A 16,150-nucleotide genomic window follows, 5' to 3' on the forward strand; every position below is an offset into this window, starting at 1 on the left:
AATTGAAGTGGAGATAGTAAATAAGTGAGTATGGAAAATATCATCAAAAAAATTTGGCAAAGCGATGCTGTGTTTTCTAACACTTTTGCGTTGCTGAATGGCTTTCTGCGTTATAAGGGAAAGTTGTTTTTAACTTTCAAAATGATATTTACCAATAATGGAAAATTATGTATTTCGAAGGGAGGTAAATTATACGCTGGGTTCCTATCCAATAGGCTCGGTCAACATCCAGGAACAAAAGGAATCATTAAAATTTCTGCGGGTGGCTTGTTGCAAATTAACGGCCACGTCCGGATAGCAGAATCTGCGCGTATATACATAGAAGGTTCATTAATTATTGGTAACGGTACGTACGTCAACCCAAACACGATGATAGTTGCTAGTTCTACCGTAAAAATTGGAGATAGGTGCGCAATATCTTGGGACTGTCAGATACTGGATAATGATCTTCATGATATAGGAGAATCAGGTGATATGTCATCACCTATTTTTATTGGTGATGATGTACTTATTGGTTCTAGAGTAATTATTTTAAAAGGTGTTACAATCGGAAATGGTTGTGTGGTAGCAGCGGGTAGTATAGTGACAAAGGACTTGCCTTCAAGAACACTTTGCGGGGGAATTCCGGCGAGAGTACTGAAAGAAAATATTGATTGGACGTAATAATCGGATTATATTAATTTTCTCAAATGAATTTTTGATGTATGCAAAGTTTAAGTATTAAAATTCCAATAATTAATATACTATCTTAATTAAATAAATTTTTTTAACAAAAATTATCGACTCAGCAAAGCGAATGTCTTATTAATTATCAGCTCCTGCTTAATTTAAGAGTATTTTGGAGCTTCGCCTTTCGGCCTTGTTATGGCCAATTTTGCCCTGGTTTCCGTTAGCAGATTTCTCATTCCCCGATAGCCATGGGGGTGGCTAAACTTTGGTTTTACCACCTCAACCATCACAAAACTGTTTCATCACGCAGTAGCAGCGAAGCTACTGCCGACCAGAGACCCAAAATTTTAACGTGCTCTAAGACTTCAGGTTGGTAGGATTTACGCGTACGTATATCTATACTTTCATCTGTTCGAACGACCTCTATCTTCACAGAATCTCTCATATAACAATATCAATTCTTCTAAAATGTCATCTATGTGTAAAATATTTGAGAGACTTTTGTTTTTAAAGTGGAAAAATATCTGTATTCCCTATCTTTGATATTTAGAACCATTTTTGGTATCTAATGTATCACATCAATTCTTTCCAAAACAAATTTAATGATGAGCTTATCTTCCAAAATAAAATCTTTGCCTATTGCAAAGGTGTTTAGTAAAGATAAATTAGTTGCAAGCCCTTTTCTAAATAAAATAGGAATCCAGCCGTTTAGGCTTTGGTTAGCCAATAAAAGGTATCACGATAAGCAATATCTAGTTGATAGTAGTGTGGTTAATCAAGTTGATCAATTGATGAAGGATGGGATTATATTAGTTGAGAATTTTATGTCAGACAGTGAATTTGCGGCGATTACAAAAGAATGTCGCAGTTTCATCGATTCAGATTCATTCGAAACTTCTAAAAAAGTTGGAAGCAATACCATCTACAACCAAAGTATAGAGAATATGGATAAGACGGTTTATCCCACAACAACGGGCTTACTCAACCATCCACTTTTATTAAAACTGTTCTCGGCGGCTGACAAAAGAGAATTAGATCCTACCAAAGGAGACATCATCATATTAATTCAGTACTTGGTGCAAGGCGACGGTGAAGATTTAGATATAGAATCTGAACTGCACGTTGACACTTTTTTCAACACTTACAAAGCTTGGTTGTACCTTGATGACGTGAGGTTGGAGAACGGCCCCTTCTCATACGTCAAAGGCTCTCATACAAACTTAAATAAAGATAGATACAATAATGTGTATCACTACAGTCTTCAAAAGGACGTTAGTGGATCCCGCCGGGTTTCTAAAAATGAAGTAGATGATTTAGGTCTTCAGGAAACAACTGTTCTTTGTAAGAAGAACACTTTAGCCATGGCTAACACTTTTGGATTCCACCGCAGGTTACAGGGTGTAAATGGAAACGATCGCTTAACAATTGCCATAACTGCTAAGCGATCTCCATTTTAGTAATGTGTCTTAATTGTGAAATGCTTGTAGGCAAACTGATCTTAAGAAAGTGAAAATTTGCTGTAGCACAATCGTATAGATGTTCATCAAATTGTCTTGATAAGTACTGATTAGGTAACTTATCAAGTATTTTGTTGTGCTTAATTTAAAAATCTTTATTAGTCTTAGACAAGTACTTGTGTATTATTAATCGAACTTGTTATGATGCACCAATTTGGATAAACGTCATTGCGAAAGAAACCGAATGTAAAAAGGCCTCTTAAGTCGCTCAATTAACATTCTTTGCTTCTTTTTACCTGTTTAATAAGATTATCAATTTATTTTAAGTGCTACTAAACCGTTACCGTCCACGTCACATCATTCGCTACTTCACCAACACAGTAGTCGGTCACTTGCCATGGCGAATTTTGAGAACATTATGGTACGAAAATTTCATTAAAATGGGTAAAGACTGCGCCATCATGCGTGGTTTTCGTATTCGCGACCCGCGAAATATTTCCATGGGTGATTTCGTCAATATCAACCAAAACTGCATGCTCGACAGTCGAGGGGGGGCGGTAAAGATTGGTAATTACGTCGACATTGCGCCAGAGGTAAATGTTTGGACGCTTCAACACGATCCACAGGATCCAAATTTTGGTACGAAGGGTGGAGGAGTTATACTTGAAGATTTTGTCTGGATTGGTAATCGGGCCATAATTTTACCTGGTGTAACTATTGGTAAGGGAGCAGTAGTGGCTACGGGGGCAGTAGTTACTAAAGACGTCGCTCCTTGGACGATTGTCGGAGGGGTGCCAGCCAAAAAGATCGGAGAAAGAAATGCTAATCAGAACCCCCGGAAAGCTTACGGTGCATACTTATTATAATGGGATCTACACATATTAGCTGTTTACCAGTCTCGGGCAAAGGAAATCCGTACCAGTTGCTGATGATGCAGGGATTGAGGGACACCCCCTCGTTCGTGGTCAAGCACGGCGTGGCGTCAAAAGTGTTCCCGTTTATTCGAACCGCCCTACGCGATCGCCCGGATTTCATTCACGTAGATTGGTTACACCAGTATTATTTACGTCGTCAAACATGGATGACTTGGTTGACTTTTCTACCGTTCGTTCTAGATATATTCTTCGCCAAGTATGTGCTTGGAGTGAACTTCGTCTGGACGCTGCACAACATTCATCCACACAACGCACCGACTACCGGTATTTATGAATGGCCCAGACTGATTTTCGCGCAGCAAGCAAAATGGATCCGAGTGTTCAGCGCCGAAACAGTAACTAAAGCCTCCGTAGCGCTAAAGGTCTCACCACTAAAATTCAAGGTTATCCCCGAAGGAAGTTATTTGGGTTATTATAGTGATTCAGTGAGCGCAAGCACATCCAGGGAGCGAATGAAGATAGCGAAAGATGAATTCGTTTTGCTCTTCCTTGGAAGCATTAGACCCTACAAAGGAATAGAAGAACTCATAAGAGAATACGGGCGAGCAAAAACGGAAAATTGGCGTTTACTGATAACGGGTATTAGTCGGGACCAAGCTTATACGGACACGCTCTCGGGTTTATGTGCCGATGATCCTTCAATCACCTTCGCACCCGGAATGGTGGCTGATGAAGACATCCAATATTACATGCACGCTTCCAACGTTGTGGTTCTCCCATTTCGGAAGGTAGAAAATTCCGGCTCTACGATACTCGCCATGGGCTTTGCCAAGCCCGTCATTGCACCGGCGATCGGTGTGCTGCCCTACCGCCTCCGGGCACAGCCGGAGCTACTGTTCGACACGGACGTACGGGAGGTATTGAACCGGCTGCCTTCCTACTCAAAAGTGGCGTTAGCAGATATGGGAAAGCGCAACAAGCAAAATCTAGCCGATCATACCTGGAAAGATTTTGGTGTAGCCTTTCAATGATTCCAAAGTAATTTTTAGTGATGTTGCTACTTTCGTCGGTGACCCTGGAAAGAAGCCTACCTTGTGGCCATTGGCCAAACCTGAAGACTAAGTGAATAATCTCGACTTTATTTTTTGTACGAACTTTTACGATGATGTATCGAACGGTCCGGCAAAATTTGCGCGTCTAGTAGCGAAGCACGGGCGGGGGCGGGTGCTGGTCATTACCGAGAACAAGCAAGAAAGCGAAATTGATGTGCAAGCCATGCCACGTCCTCCGGTTTGGGCTAAAACAACTTTTCTAGCACAACTCAGTAGAAGTGCGACTTTCGCTCAAGTTATCGCCGGTCTTTCTTTGCCTAAGGATACTCCGCTGGTATTTAATAACGTGATCAACACGCTCGGGAGCTCCCGGCGTTTCCCTAATCCCGTTATCGGGTTCATCAACGATTATAAAAACATGCCCGCCGGTCGGGCTGGTTTTCGCGGGGTAAGGCTGATCCAACGGATTCTGCTGAGTAGATTAGAACGTACGGCAGCGCTTCGGGTAGATGCGCTCGTGGTGAACTCCCACTTCCTCGCCGAAATGGTTACGAAGGAATACGGGTTACTTCCAGCAAGGGTACACGTGCTCTACAAGGGGAGTAATGTTCTCTCCGTCACTTTTACCCCCCGCACTGCACCCGCGCTTGGCGCCCTCCGGCTCCTCTTTGTCAAAACAGATTTTAAAATTGGTGGATTACCGGAATTGATGGCCGCCGTTAAACTATTGGACCGGCCGATCGAACTACACGTGATCGGCCCCACCGAAAACGCAGTAGCGGCCGAGGTCGACGTATCAGCGATTAGGGACACGGGAGCCACGGTGATATTCCACGGGAAGCAGTCACCGGATTTTGTGGCGGACCAGTTGCGCGGAGCAGACGTCTATTGTTTGCCAAGCCACTCGGAGGCATTGGGCGTATCCAATATCGAGGCAATGTCTCATGGCGTACCCGTGGTTACTTCCGGTATGGGGGGCATTCCGGAAGTAACGAACCAAGGAGCAAACTGTTGGCAGATTGACCAAAATGATCCAAAATCAATTGCCGAAGGTATACGCGCTACTTGGCAGCAGTGGGAAGAAACATTAGATAAGGTCAACCGGGCCCGAGAATGGGTTGAAACCCATTTTTCCGAAGCTGCGGCATATCAGCGCCTTGAAGAAATAGTTGACACGACAAAAAAGTCCATTTCTGGTGAGTAAGCTTCTTGTATTGCACATCTGAGCCTTGTCCTTGATAACAATAGCGATACGCTACGTGGTTATTACTTTAATCGTAACCCTGATCACCGCAGTTATAAGGGATTCGGATCGAACTCTTGAACAGTACAGCATTAGCGGCGGAATTTACTAAATCAGTGGCCTTTTAGCGGCTACTTTGGAAGGAAAAGTAACGGGTTTGCAAATAAAGAGCTTAAATAGAATATCAAGCTACAAATTTTTGTGGCTTATCAAATTAGATCACTAATATAGAGTCAATTTAATTATTCGAATGAGTACAAGAAATAAATCAATAACCTTCGTACAAATAATATGCTCTCTATTAATCGTTAACTACCATACGGGAATATTAGATATTCCGTATTTGAATATATTAGCTAAAGGTGGGTTCATACTCAACTCGATTTTTGTATTTTTAAGTGGCTATTTATTGTCCTTATCGTTCTCTAAAACCAAGAACGCCGACTTTTTTGTATTCATTGTCAAAAGAATTAAGAGAATATATCCTCCATTCCTTTTAGTTTTAATTTTAACACTTTTCTACAGTTTACTTACTTCAAAAGAAGTAATACTGTCTAGTTATTTAAAGTGGATGTCGGGATTTGGTTATTTTTTTGGTGAGAGTGAAATATTCAGTAGTAGTCATTTTTGGTTTGTTTCGGTGATCTTAGTCTGTTATGTGCTATTTATACCGTCGTATAGAATACTGAAAAGAATACCTTATGCATACATTGGGTTTATCAGTATAGGTATGGTGCTATCTCAATATTTATTGGATGACAATACCTTAAATATTTATAGTAACGTTAGTTCTAACAAGGTGGTGCGATTTGGTTACCATTACTGGGTATTTATTATTGCGATATATATGCAGCAGATAGATGTGAAAATTAAGCATAGAAGCTATATTTACTTTGTAGGTTTTATTCTTTCTTTCTTTTTATATCAATTTTTTACGAAAAGTATTGATTATTCTATAATTGCCGTCATTTCAGCCATACCAGTCGTTATTTTTTCGATACCTCTAATCTACCAAGCAAGTAGCATTGCTGAGCAGAAATTTAACCTGATTTTTAAACTTGAATCTATACCGTATGAACTATACTTAATCCATTACCTTGTCATAAATTCTCTAAAAGAACATTTGTACGGAACCTCAGTATCTTATTTTCTTGCTTTTGTCATATCCATATTATTAGCATTAGGTATAAACCTCGCTTCAAATAAAATGATGAGTCTACGGTGAGTTAGTCAGTCAGGAGTAGCAGATATTTTGGCGATATATCAATATGTTGGTCTGACCTAATTAAAATGTGCAGCTAATCAAAGTCATAATCTTAAAGGTGGCTAAATAGATAAGAATGCCCGAACTGCACCGACGGAAAGATAATCAAGTTCGGTAACACCCACTATCAGAGTTGATGCATCTTAGTTAACATTGGTATCCTGTTTTGAAAAAATGTTAACTAACCAAACGAGACCCAACAGCTCAAGAGTATGGAAAGGTACGGTAGGCCTTGATTCTGCTTGCTTTAATCGGTTAGTAGGGAAGTGCGAAGCGGCATACGTTATTTTGAGAAAGCGACCATTCTCCGAAGTTTTGAAGGTCAACCATAAAGGATCAGTAGCCCGTTTGCAAAGTGTTTCAGATCTTGTTTTCTTTACTTTAAGCGTACTAAAATCAGGCATCATTTTCGATTACGCTGCATTTATCTACCAGTTTCCACAGTCCAGCGCTCATCGACAATTTGCTAATGAAATTGAACTTATTCACTACGTACTGGATGTAGAAGGATATTTACCCATTCGAGGATTTGATACGGTTGAGGACTTTCAAGTTCAATTCAAAAATCAGCAAACAATCATTATTGACGCTAGGGAACAAAGGATTCAACGTCCACAAGACTACGACGAACAGCGAGCAAGTTATAGTGGCAAGAAGAAAGGAAATACGGCTAAGGCAATGGTTATCAGTTCTTTGGATAGATACATCCGGTATGTCAGTCTGGCCTATGTCGGTTCATCTCATGACTACTCGTTACTAAAAACTGAACTGGAACCAGGCAAAGGTTGGTTTGAAGGCTTGACGGTGAGACTAGATTTAGGCTACCAGGGGTTCGCAACAGATTACCGAGAAGCAACAACTTTTATTCCGTTCAAAAAACCTAAAGGAGATGATCTGACTGATGAGCAAAAGGAGTCAAATAAAGCTTTAGCTAGAGAAAGAATCTACGTAGAACACAGCATTGGTGGAATAAAATGGTTTGATATATTGAGTACCGTTTCACGAATTCATGATATTGATCTCTACGATAAAGTCCTTGCTTCTTGCGCTGGACTATGGAACTTCTTCATAACTCGCTGATTCTCACCGATGCATCATGTCTGTCGAAAACAGCTACATAAGTACAACGAGTGTGATCGTCAGTTTATAGCTGGTAGTGGCCACCAATTGATGGCAAGACCCGGGAATAGGTCAGACGCCTACTTCATGAAGGAATCATTTTTACGGGGTATCTATTGAGCAATGAGAGTGAGTTTAACGGGGTTGGCGAATTATGCGAAGGATACATAGAAGCTTCTCTAATAAGGGGAACAACCGTATTTTAATGGTTAAGTATGTTTTATGGCAGTGAAAATTGCCCAGCTACCAGTACATTTGATACAATGCCAATGTTTACAGTGTAATAGCGGCTGCTTGTGACTTGAGAAGTCAAGGCTTCCACTACTTAAAATGCATGGTGCCGAAATAACGTAATTATATTTTTTGAAAAGTACCTTTTTCCAAGCAAATCAAAATCCAAAAATCAAGTGAGCGACTTAAAATTCATCTTTTGCACGAATTTTTATGATAACGTGTCAAATGGTCCCGCAAAATTTGCACGAATTATTACTAAATTTGGAGGTGAAAATGTACTAATTATAACAGAGGATGCCATCTTCAATTCAAATAGTATTAGATCAGTTCCCCGACCAGCTACTTGGGCAAAAACGAGCTTACTTACTCAAGGATATAGAAACTTGGCTTTTGCCCAGGGACTGTCCCATCTACCGTTAGTAGGTAAAGAACCGATTGTGTTTAACAATATCATCAACACATTTATGGTTAGAAGTCGTTTTACCAATCCTATCATTGGGTTCATTAATGATGATAATAATCTACCTAGTCGACTCAGTGGTCAGTATAGTCTAGCGAGTATGCAACGCAGAATTCTGGGTAAAATGGAAAGAGCCGCGGCGAAACGGGTAGATGGAGTAGTCGTAAACTCGCGCTATCTCGCAGAAAAAGTTACTAGAGAATATGAACTTTCTCCCGATAAAGTCCATCTTCTTTATAAAGGTACTAATCTAAAGGATATAAATTTTCGTCCACGAACACCAAGCTCCTCTGGACCGATAAACATACTTTTTGTCAAATCAGATTTTCGACGGGGTGGTCTGCTTGAACTTATGGAAGCTATTCGCTTTATAGACCGAGTGGTTCATCTCCATGTTATCGGACCAACTCAAAAAGCTATTGAGGTTGCTACGGGTAGACTTGTAAAGTCAATCGAGAATCTTAACGTCCATTGTCATGGCAAGCAGCCACCGGAGTTTGTAAACGCCCGACTTATGAAGACAGACATTGCCTGCCTCCCCAGTCACTTCGAAGCGTTAGGCGTTTTCAATATGGAAGCTATGGCACACGGCGTACCGGTAGTAACGTCCGGCGTAGGCGGGATCCCGGAAGTGACTGACGGTGGAAAGAACTGTTGGGAAGTAGACCCCTCTGATCCTTATTCTATTGCTGAAGGTATTACCGCTACTTGGACGCGGCGGGACGAAACAATGATTAAAGTTTCTAACGCTCGTGACTATATAACCGCTCATTTTTCCGAGGACCACGCTTTTCGTCGTTTGGAAGAAATCATTCAACTAGTCAAAAGTAACGTCAGGTTTGAGTAAACTACTGATCTTATATATATGGGCATTAACTTTTGCACACATCGGCTCGTTAGGTGCGATAAGATATGCTGTTATTGCGGTAATTGTTACTCTAATAATTGTTCAGGGGCGCAAAGGTTTCATTTCAAACTCTTGGGCATACAATATTGGCGGCGGGCTTTATCTGATTAGTGGTCTACTGGCGACAATTCTAGAAGGACCAGCTTCATCGTGGTCCTACGTATTTTTTACAGTCCTTAATTTTTTGATCCTTCCTGCTTATGCATTTAACAAAATTCCGTCTTCCTACTTGATGATGCTAGTAGGATACATCTTATTGACTCTCTTAACCATGAACGTAAATGGTGTAAAAGGAGCAGCTAGTATGTATGGTAATCCTAATAATCTGGCCACTATCATTCTCTGTACTAGCTACTTAGCACTGCTGGCGTTTAAAGGCCGAACTGCTTTGCAGGTATTGATGATCCCCGTTTTTACGGGCTTGATGTTTTTAACTTCGAGCAGAACTCAGTTGGCAGCTATATTACTTTTCTTTGGTTTATATTTCGGGCAGCGCCTGCTACGAACACATTTGAAAAAAGTGTTGTTTGTCGCGCTCATCGCGTCCTTCGTTCTCTATGCGACATTGGTTACGGGAGATCCATTCAATATTATCGGTGTAGTTCAGGAAAACACAATCGGGCACAAAGGGTATCGTGGACTTAGCGAAAGGGACGTACTCCTTTTTGCTTCTATCGATATTTGTCGTAGATTTCCGTTTGGTGTGGGCTGGGGGGTGAGCGGACTTTACATTTATGATTATATTGGAGATACTCTAAGCCCACATAACACTTTCGCCAAAGTGGCCGTAGAAGGTGGTGTTGCAGCACTAGTCGGTTATTTGATGCTATTATTAGGAATGATGTACCGAAACACTACAATACTTTCCGGTAGTTTTGTATTAGCTTTAACACTACGGTCTCTGTTTGAAGCCTCGACACCTTTCTCGTTGAGCTTTGTCTCGATGATGTTGATCCTGCCATTCTTTCTCAATGAAAATTCCGTTACTATTACCTCATTTCAAATGAAATCAAAATCAATACTTAAGAATGGAGTTTAAATCGTATTCGCACATCTTAAGAAACAAAGTTCTGTTTGACTGGGCACCGTTTTTGCGACCAATTGCTTATTCAGCTTACGCTATCAACAGTAGCCCCGTCATCGTCCTGGGAAACCAGAAAGCGGGAACTTCAGCCATTGCTGCGTTATTAGCTAAAGCTACCGGTGGTAGCTACGATATTGACCTAGCTGGGTTTCGAAATCCAGAATATGCGGCGCTACACGCAGGTGCAATAGATATTAAGAAAGTAGTGCAGGAGCGAGCGCTGATCGAATTCAGTAAAGACATCGTCAAAGAACCTGGTCTGACCTTCCTTTATCCACAACTCAAGGAAGCGTTTCCCCAGGCACGTTTCGTATTTATCGTTCGGGACCCGAGGGCTAACATCCGCAGCACGCTTAATCGGTTGAACATACCAGGGTCAAAAACGGCTATCGACCCTATTGAATATCCGCAGATCAGTCCGATCTGGAAGTCCATTCTGATGAATGAGTGGGGTCGAGGAACGCCCGGCGGGTCACACATCGTCCGCTCGGCGGAACGCTGGCAGCAAGCCGTGGATCTATGTGCCGACGATGACAGCCGTATGCATCTCATTCGCTACGAAGACTTCAATCGCGGTAAAGTCGATGCAATAGAGGAGTTGGCCGAAAGACTAGGACGACCGGTAATGAGTGACATTACTCCCTTTGTAGATGTACAATTCCAACCGAAAGGAAAAAAGGTGAATTCTTACACGAATTTCTTCGGGGAGGAAAATCTCCGGTGGATCGAAAATATTTGTAACCGCGGCATGAAAAAATTTAATTATACCCCTGAGTTGTGAATAAAAGATCTGGTATTCCAATCGCCCTAATCTCCATTTTTCGGGAATCGCTAATTGGCGGAATCTCCGTACATAGCAGCAGTCTTTTTGACCGGTTAGTGGAAAATAAAGAGAACGTAGTAAAAGTGAATTATGCGGAAGTCTTTCAGCAACAAACGCTAGCTAAAAAGCTGCTCGCGGGCGTGAGTATGGGTGTTAGGTTACTGAAGTTGCGGTTCTCAGGAATCCGCATCTTTCATTTTCATGCCAGTAACCAAGCCTTAGTATTTTACCTATTTGCCCCCGTGCTTTATTTGATGGGCGGTAGGATCATTTTATCTATCCACTCCGGTTATGGCTACGATAAATGGTTAGACGAGCACCCTGGTTATGACAACCTCAATCAGGTAGCTTTTCGCTGTTTGGATCGACTCATTTTCATGAACCCTGAGGAAAGTACGCGCATCCGACTGCGGTACCCATTTCTTAGGAAACGCGTTGCTACGGTCAATCCTTTTATCGCACCTGCGGCTTCCTCGCTACCAAAAATGCAGAGCGTAGTGTGCGAAAAGAATAATTTTTGCATCGCGACCATTGGTGCTTGGGGAGCGAGATACAATGTTGAGGAAGCGGTGGAAGCTGCCGCTATACTATCCGAACGGATTGAAGAGTCCATAAGTGTAACGGTAATACAGTCTACATCCCTGTTAGAAACCAGCTACAAGCAGCGTGTTCTCGACCGGTTTGCTATTTTGTCTGACAGGTTGGATATTACGGTAGTAGAAGACTCCTCCGCCATCCTTGATTTACTAGCCCGCCACGACGTGTTCGTCCGGCCATCCAAAGGAGATTCTTACGGACTTTGCGTAGCCGAAGCGCTTCTGGTTGGTACACCGGCCATCGCGACCGATGTCTGTCGAAGGTGCGAAGGCACCCTGCTCTACCGTCAGGGAGACACGGAAGCGTTAGTAGCGCACCTACGAACGGTATACGCTGCTTCGAGCCGGGTGCGCAAAAGTTTACTCGACCCGAGCCAGGACAGTTACGCTGGCTACCTGAAAGAATATCAAGCCTTAATTTGAAGATGGAAAGACCACCCGTTTTATTTTACCGGTTCAACCACCTCCTTCACCGGGGGGGAATTCCCGTGCTCCCAAAAATATTTAACTGGCTGGGTCGCTTGATCTTTGCTTGTTACTTGCCGGCATCGGCGACCATTGGAAAACGATTTACGCTGGGTTACTGGGGCCTGGGGGTTGTTATCCATACGGCTTCCGTAATCGGAGAGGACTGCCGAATCGCGCAAAATGTTACCATCGGTAGGAACTTCGGTGATCAACTCGTTCCGGTCATTGGAAACCGTGTATACATCGGGGCGGGTTCCGTGCTGTTTGGAGAAATTACGATTGGTGATAATGTAGTGATCGGTGCAAATTCAGTGGTCAACAAGAGTTGGCCGCATGACTCTATCATTGCGGGGAACCCCGCTAAGTTAATCGGTACTACCAAAGGTAAGAGTTATCTTGAAATGGATCGGGTAGTTAAGTAGTGAACCCGTACACGGAAATTTTTCTAATTGTAAGAAAAAGCGGAACACATAAGGCACAAAGTAGGACATAAGCACAAAGTGACGTGCGTGTCTTAATTTTACTAGCTTCTGCTTTGTGTTTTTTCTTCCTTTTGTGCTTTTTGTGTTAAGAGTAATCCCTAGTGCCCAGTAATTATACTAATTACGTAAGGTCAGTTCAGTGTTGACAATCTTCTCGCCGCAAAAATCGTCGAAAGATAAAACTACAAGTGGTTACGATAAATTCTTAGTTGAATTCAGTAGTTCTCTAACGTTTCATCTTCACCGAAATCTCCAGTCAAAAATTCTTCGTAAGTTTGGATATTAATGGAGAGGTCCCTTATTGCATTCCGTACTAACACTTTTCTAAGCAACACACTGAACAACGAAACATGCGTAAAATTTACCTTATAAAAATTAGTTTGACCGTCTTACTGGCGTTCCTGATGCTCCCGGCGCTGTTTGCCGCCACCATAACCGTTACTTCTTCCGGTGATTCCGGTGCCGGTACTTTCCGGCAAGCCGTCCTTGATGCGGTTAGTGGTGATGCTATCCGTTTTGCTGCTGCTACCGACGGGGTTGACATCGTATTAGTAACGGAGGTAACCATTGATAAGAACCTCTCAATAATAGGTAACGGGATGGCAAACACCGTCCTCAACGGTAACAAAGCAACTCGACTGATCAACATCATCTCCGGCACAGTCCAACTCCGCGGCCTCACCCTCACGAGAGGACTGACCACCATGAGTGGTGGCGGACTTCAAAACCTGGGCGGAACGGTCACTCTGATCAGTGTGACGGTGTCCAGTTCCACTGCGTCCGGAGCCACGGCTACCCAGGGTGGTGGCGGCATTCACAATGCCGGTGCGATGCGGTTGACCAGAAGCATGATCACCACGAATACGGCAACCGGTGCGTCAGGATCCGGAGGCGGAATACTGAACAGCGCCGGCGGTAGCCTACGGATCAACTCCACGAGTATCGTCAACAACGAGGCCAACCGTGCTGGCGGAGGCATTGAGGATGCCTCGGGAACTGCCTTCACGACTTTTGTTGCTAGTTCCACCATCGACGATAACGTGGTAAATACTTCTCCCGGAAACGGTGGCGGTGTTCACGTAGGTGGTAGCGGTAATTTTAATATTGGTGGTGGCACGGTTAGCGGTAACACAGCCGGTAGCGAGGGCGGTGGCTTGTGGAACAGCGGTGGAACCATGAGTATCGGTAAAGTTACCATCAACGGTAACGCTGCTAATGGAGCGATGAGTGATAACGGTGGCGGCGGCATTTATAATGACGGCGGCATCATGTTCGTGCGCGCCGGTACGCGCGTTACTAACAATACGGCCACCGTGGGGGCTGGTTCCGGTGGTGGAATCTTTAATGCAGGGGGTGGAGATATGCAAGTCGTGAGCACTACCGTGACCGGAAATACCGCCAACCGCGCCGGAGGAGGTATCGAAGATGCTTCCGGCACGGCTTTCACGACCTTTGTCGCCAAATCAACTATTAATGATAACGTAGTGAATACTTCCCCCGGTAACGGCGGTGGCGTTCACGTAGGCAGCGGTGGTAACTTCTCTATTTCAGGAGGCACGGTAAGTGGTAATATAGCCGGGAGTGAAGGTGGTGGCCTGTGGAACAGCGGTGGAACCATGAGCATCAGCAGAGCAACCATCGACGGTAACGCCGCTAACGGATTGAACGCGGACAACGGTGGCGGTGGCCTCTATAATGACGGTGGTACCATGTTTGTCAGAGGTGGTACCATCATTACTAGTAACGAAGCAACAATGGGCGCCGGATCCGGCGGCGGTATTCTTAATGCTGAGGGGGGAAGTCTGCGGGTCGTGGGCACCACGGTAGCTGGCAACACCGCCAATCGCGCCGGTGGTGGTATAGAAGATGCCTCCGGTACTGATTTTATGACGTTCGTCGCTAATTCCACGATCGATAATAACGTGGTAAATACTTCCCCCGGTAACGGCGGTGGTATCCACATCGGTTCCGACGGTAGCATCTCCATCGTGGGGGGGTCCGTAAGTGGCAACTCCGCCGGCGCCGAAGGTGGTGGCCTTTGGAATAACATCGGGACCATGAACATCCGGGGGGTGACCGTTGCCAACAACATTTCTACCGGGGCGGATGGCGACCAGGGCGGCGGCGGCCTTTTCAACAACGGTGGCACGATGAACGTAGCCTCCGCTACGATTGAGAATAATTCTGCTACCGGTGCCTCCGGTTCCGGTGGTGGTTTGTTGACCACCGATGGGGTAGTGACCGTCAGGCTGTCTACTTTTGCGGGTAATACGGCCAATCGTGCCGGCGGCGCCGTAGAGCAAATCGATGGTTCTTTCACCTCCTTTGTTACCGATTACACGAACAACGTTGCCGGCCCCACGGGAACCGCAGCCCCCGGGAACGGCGGTGCTTTCCACGTAACCGGCAGGGATGGTATTGTAGATTTCACCCGCGGCAACATCACGGGTAACACCGCTGCGGGAACCGGCGGTGGCCTTTGGAACCAGTCGGGCGTGGAAATGACCGTTACCGAAGTTTCCATTGCGGATAATAGCGCGGCCGGCAACGGTGGTGGCGGCATTTGGAACAATGGCGGTTCACTAGATATCGAGCGTTCGCTGATCGCTGACAACAGGGTAACGACGCAAGGAGGCGGAGTCTATAACACTAGGAATGGATTTATCTTTATCGTCGCCAGTACGTTTACCGGTAACAGCGCCGCTGGCGTTTTCGATGGTAGCGGAAGAGGAGCAATCATCATGCTCGGTAGTACCGTCGCCTTGAATGAAGTAGGATTGAATACGGGTCCCGGACCTTCCGGACGCACCAACTCCCAGATTGATTACGAAGGCTGCATCATTGGGCTTAACGGCATGAATATTGCGCCCGGAGCTACCCTGATTGATGCTGGTGAAAACCTCGTGGGCAACACAAATACCGGTCTCCAGCCCCTCGCTGACAACGGTGGCCCGACCATGACCCACGCTATTGACTGTACTAGCGATGCCATAAATCTTTATACCCAGGGTTCTCGCCGGGACCAGCGTGGTAAAACCGCTTTCGGTGGCGTACGGGATGCCGGAGCGTTTGAATTACGGGAATCTTGTCCTACGGTAGCTCCTCTCGCGGAGGCAGACGAAGCAGATGATCTAGGAGAAAGCAACAAAGAAGTCATCTCCGTCTACCCCAACCCAGCCCCCGGCGACCAGATCAACGTGATCCTCCCGGCTTCTTTCGAAGGCACGACAATCCTACGCCTGGTTGATAACACGGGCCGTGCGTTCTCCGTCCGCGAGGTAACCGCACCGGGTACCTCCGTTGCCGTTCGCACCGGTGGCTTACCCGCTGGTGCTTACACATTGCAGGCGCTAAACGGCCGGCAGACCCAGTCCACACGGGTCGTTGTCACTCGGTAAACATCAAATGCGAGACTAG

At 44.6% G+C, this 16,150-nt stretch carries 12 protein-coding genes and 1 pseudogene; all 13 read left to right on the plus strand.

Annotated elements, in window-relative coordinates:
• Nucleotides 1-30: 30 nt before the first annotated feature.
• Nucleotides 31-663 (plus strand): acyltransferase, encoded by a 633-nt coding sequence (locus GGR27_RS07875; RefSeq protein ID WP_168036869.1) that lies wholly within the window; start codon nucleotides 31-33, stop codon nucleotides 661-663.
• A gap of 608 nt (nucleotides 664-1,271) precedes the next feature.
• Nucleotides 1,272-2,126 (plus strand): phytanoyl-CoA dioxygenase family protein, encoded by an 855-nt coding sequence (locus GGR27_RS07880; RefSeq protein ID WP_168036870.1) that lies wholly within the window; start codon nucleotides 1,272-1,274, stop codon nucleotides 2,124-2,126.
• Nucleotides 2,127-2,659: 533 nt separating this feature from the next.
• Nucleotides 2,660-2,944: pseudogene (locus GGR27_RS20560) on the plus strand (acyltransferase); the annotation flags it as partial.
• 110 nt (nucleotides 2,945-3,054) lie between these two features.
• Complete coding sequence (locus GGR27_RS07890) at nucleotides 3,055-4,032, plus strand: glycosyltransferase family 4 protein (RefSeq protein WP_245184556.1); 978 nt, start codon at nucleotides 3,055-3,057, stop codon at nucleotides 4,030-4,032.
• Nucleotides 4,033-4,123: 91 nt separating this feature from the next.
• Nucleotides 4,124-5,257 (plus strand): glycosyltransferase family 4 protein, encoded by a 1,134-nt coding sequence (locus tag GGR27_RS20395; protein WP_168036872.1) that lies wholly within the window; start codon nucleotides 4,124-4,126, stop codon nucleotides 5,255-5,257.
• A gap of 289 nt (nucleotides 5,258-5,546) precedes the next feature.
• Nucleotides 5,547-6,521 (plus strand): acyltransferase family protein, encoded by a 975-nt coding sequence (locus GGR27_RS20565; RefSeq protein ID WP_168036873.1) that lies wholly within the window; start codon nucleotides 5,547-5,549, stop codon nucleotides 6,519-6,521.
• 213 nt (nucleotides 6,522-6,734) lie between these two features.
• A complete protein-coding gene (locus tag GGR27_RS07905; protein WP_168036874.1) occupies nucleotides 6,735-7,640 on the plus strand; it encodes an HARBI1 family protein in 906 nt (301 codons plus the stop codon).
• A gap of 446 nt (nucleotides 7,641-8,086) precedes the next feature.
• Nucleotides 8,087-9,220: a glycosyltransferase family 4 protein gene (locus GGR27_RS20400; RefSeq protein ID WP_168036875.1), complete on the plus strand. Its 1,134-nt coding sequence runs from the start codon at nucleotides 8,087-8,089 to the stop codon at nucleotides 9,218-9,220.
• Entirely contained in the window at nucleotides 9,213-10,319 is a 1,107-nt protein-coding gene (locus tag GGR27_RS07915) for an O-antigen ligase family protein (protein ID WP_168036876.1), read from the plus strand. Before GGR27_RS20400 ends, GGR27_RS07915 begins: the two co-directional genes overlap by 8 nt.
• A complete protein-coding gene (locus GGR27_RS07920; protein ID WP_168036877.1) occupies nucleotides 10,309-11,145 on the plus strand; it encodes a sulfotransferase in 837 nt (278 codons plus the stop codon). The genes GGR27_RS07915 and GGR27_RS07920 overlap by 11 nt, the downstream gene beginning before the upstream one ends.
• Nucleotides 11,142-12,206, plus strand: coding sequence for a glycosyltransferase family 4 protein (locus GGR27_RS20405; protein WP_168036878.1), 1,065 nt, complete (start codon nucleotides 11,142-11,144; stop codon nucleotides 12,204-12,206). Before GGR27_RS07920 ends, GGR27_RS20405 begins: the two co-directional genes overlap by 4 nt.
• Nucleotides 12,207-12,208: 2 nt before the next feature.
• Complete coding sequence (locus tag GGR27_RS20570) at nucleotides 12,209-12,673, plus strand: serine O-acetyltransferase (protein WP_168036879.1); 465 nt, start codon at nucleotides 12,209-12,211, stop codon at nucleotides 12,671-12,673.
• A 410-nt stretch (nucleotides 12,674-13,083) separates the two neighbouring features.
• Nucleotides 13,084-16,131: a choice-of-anchor Q domain-containing protein gene (locus GGR27_RS07935; protein ID WP_168036880.1), complete on the plus strand. Its 3,048-nt coding sequence runs from the start codon at nucleotides 13,084-13,086 to the stop codon at nucleotides 16,129-16,131.
• Nucleotides 16,132-16,150 lie beyond the last annotated feature (19 nt).

Origin of the sequence: Neolewinella antarctica (assembly GCF_011927835.1) — a bacterium.
Taxonomy (GTDB): domain Bacteria; phylum Bacteroidota; class Bacteroidia; order Chitinophagales; family Saprospiraceae; genus Neolewinella; species Neolewinella antarctica.

Excerpts from the sequence above, each read along its gene's own strand:
- GGR27_RS07920 (WP_168036877.1), top strand. The coding sequence starts at position 10,309 with ATGGAGTTTAAATCGTATTCGCACATCTTAAGAAACAAAGTTCTGTTT.
- GGR27_RS07905 (WP_168036874.1), top strand. The coding sequence starts at position 6,735 with ATGTTAACTAACCAAACGAGACCCAACAGCTCAAGAGTATGGAAAGGT.
- GGR27_RS07875 (WP_168036869.1), top strand. The coding sequence starts at position 31 with ATGGAAAATATCATCAAAAAAATTTGGCAAAGCGATGCTGTGTTTTCT.
- GGR27_RS07880 (WP_168036870.1), top strand. The coding sequence starts at position 1,272 with ATGATGAGCTTATCTTCCAAAATAAAATCTTTGCCTATTGCAAAGGTG.
- GGR27_RS07890 (WP_245184556.1), top strand. The coding sequence starts at position 3,055 with ATGATGCAGGGATTGAGGGACACCCCCTCGTTCGTGGTCAAGCACGGC.
- GGR27_RS20570 (WP_168036879.1), top strand. The coding sequence starts at position 12,209 with ATGGAAAGACCACCCGTTTTATTTTACCGGTTCAACCACCTCCTTCAC.
- GGR27_RS07935 (WP_168036880.1), top strand. The coding sequence starts at position 13,084 with ATGCGTAAAATTTACCTTATAAAAATTAGTTTGACCGTCTTACTGGCG.
- GGR27_RS20565 (WP_168036873.1), top strand. The coding sequence starts at position 5,547 with ATGAGTACAAGAAATAAATCAATAACCTTCGTACAAATAATATGCTCT.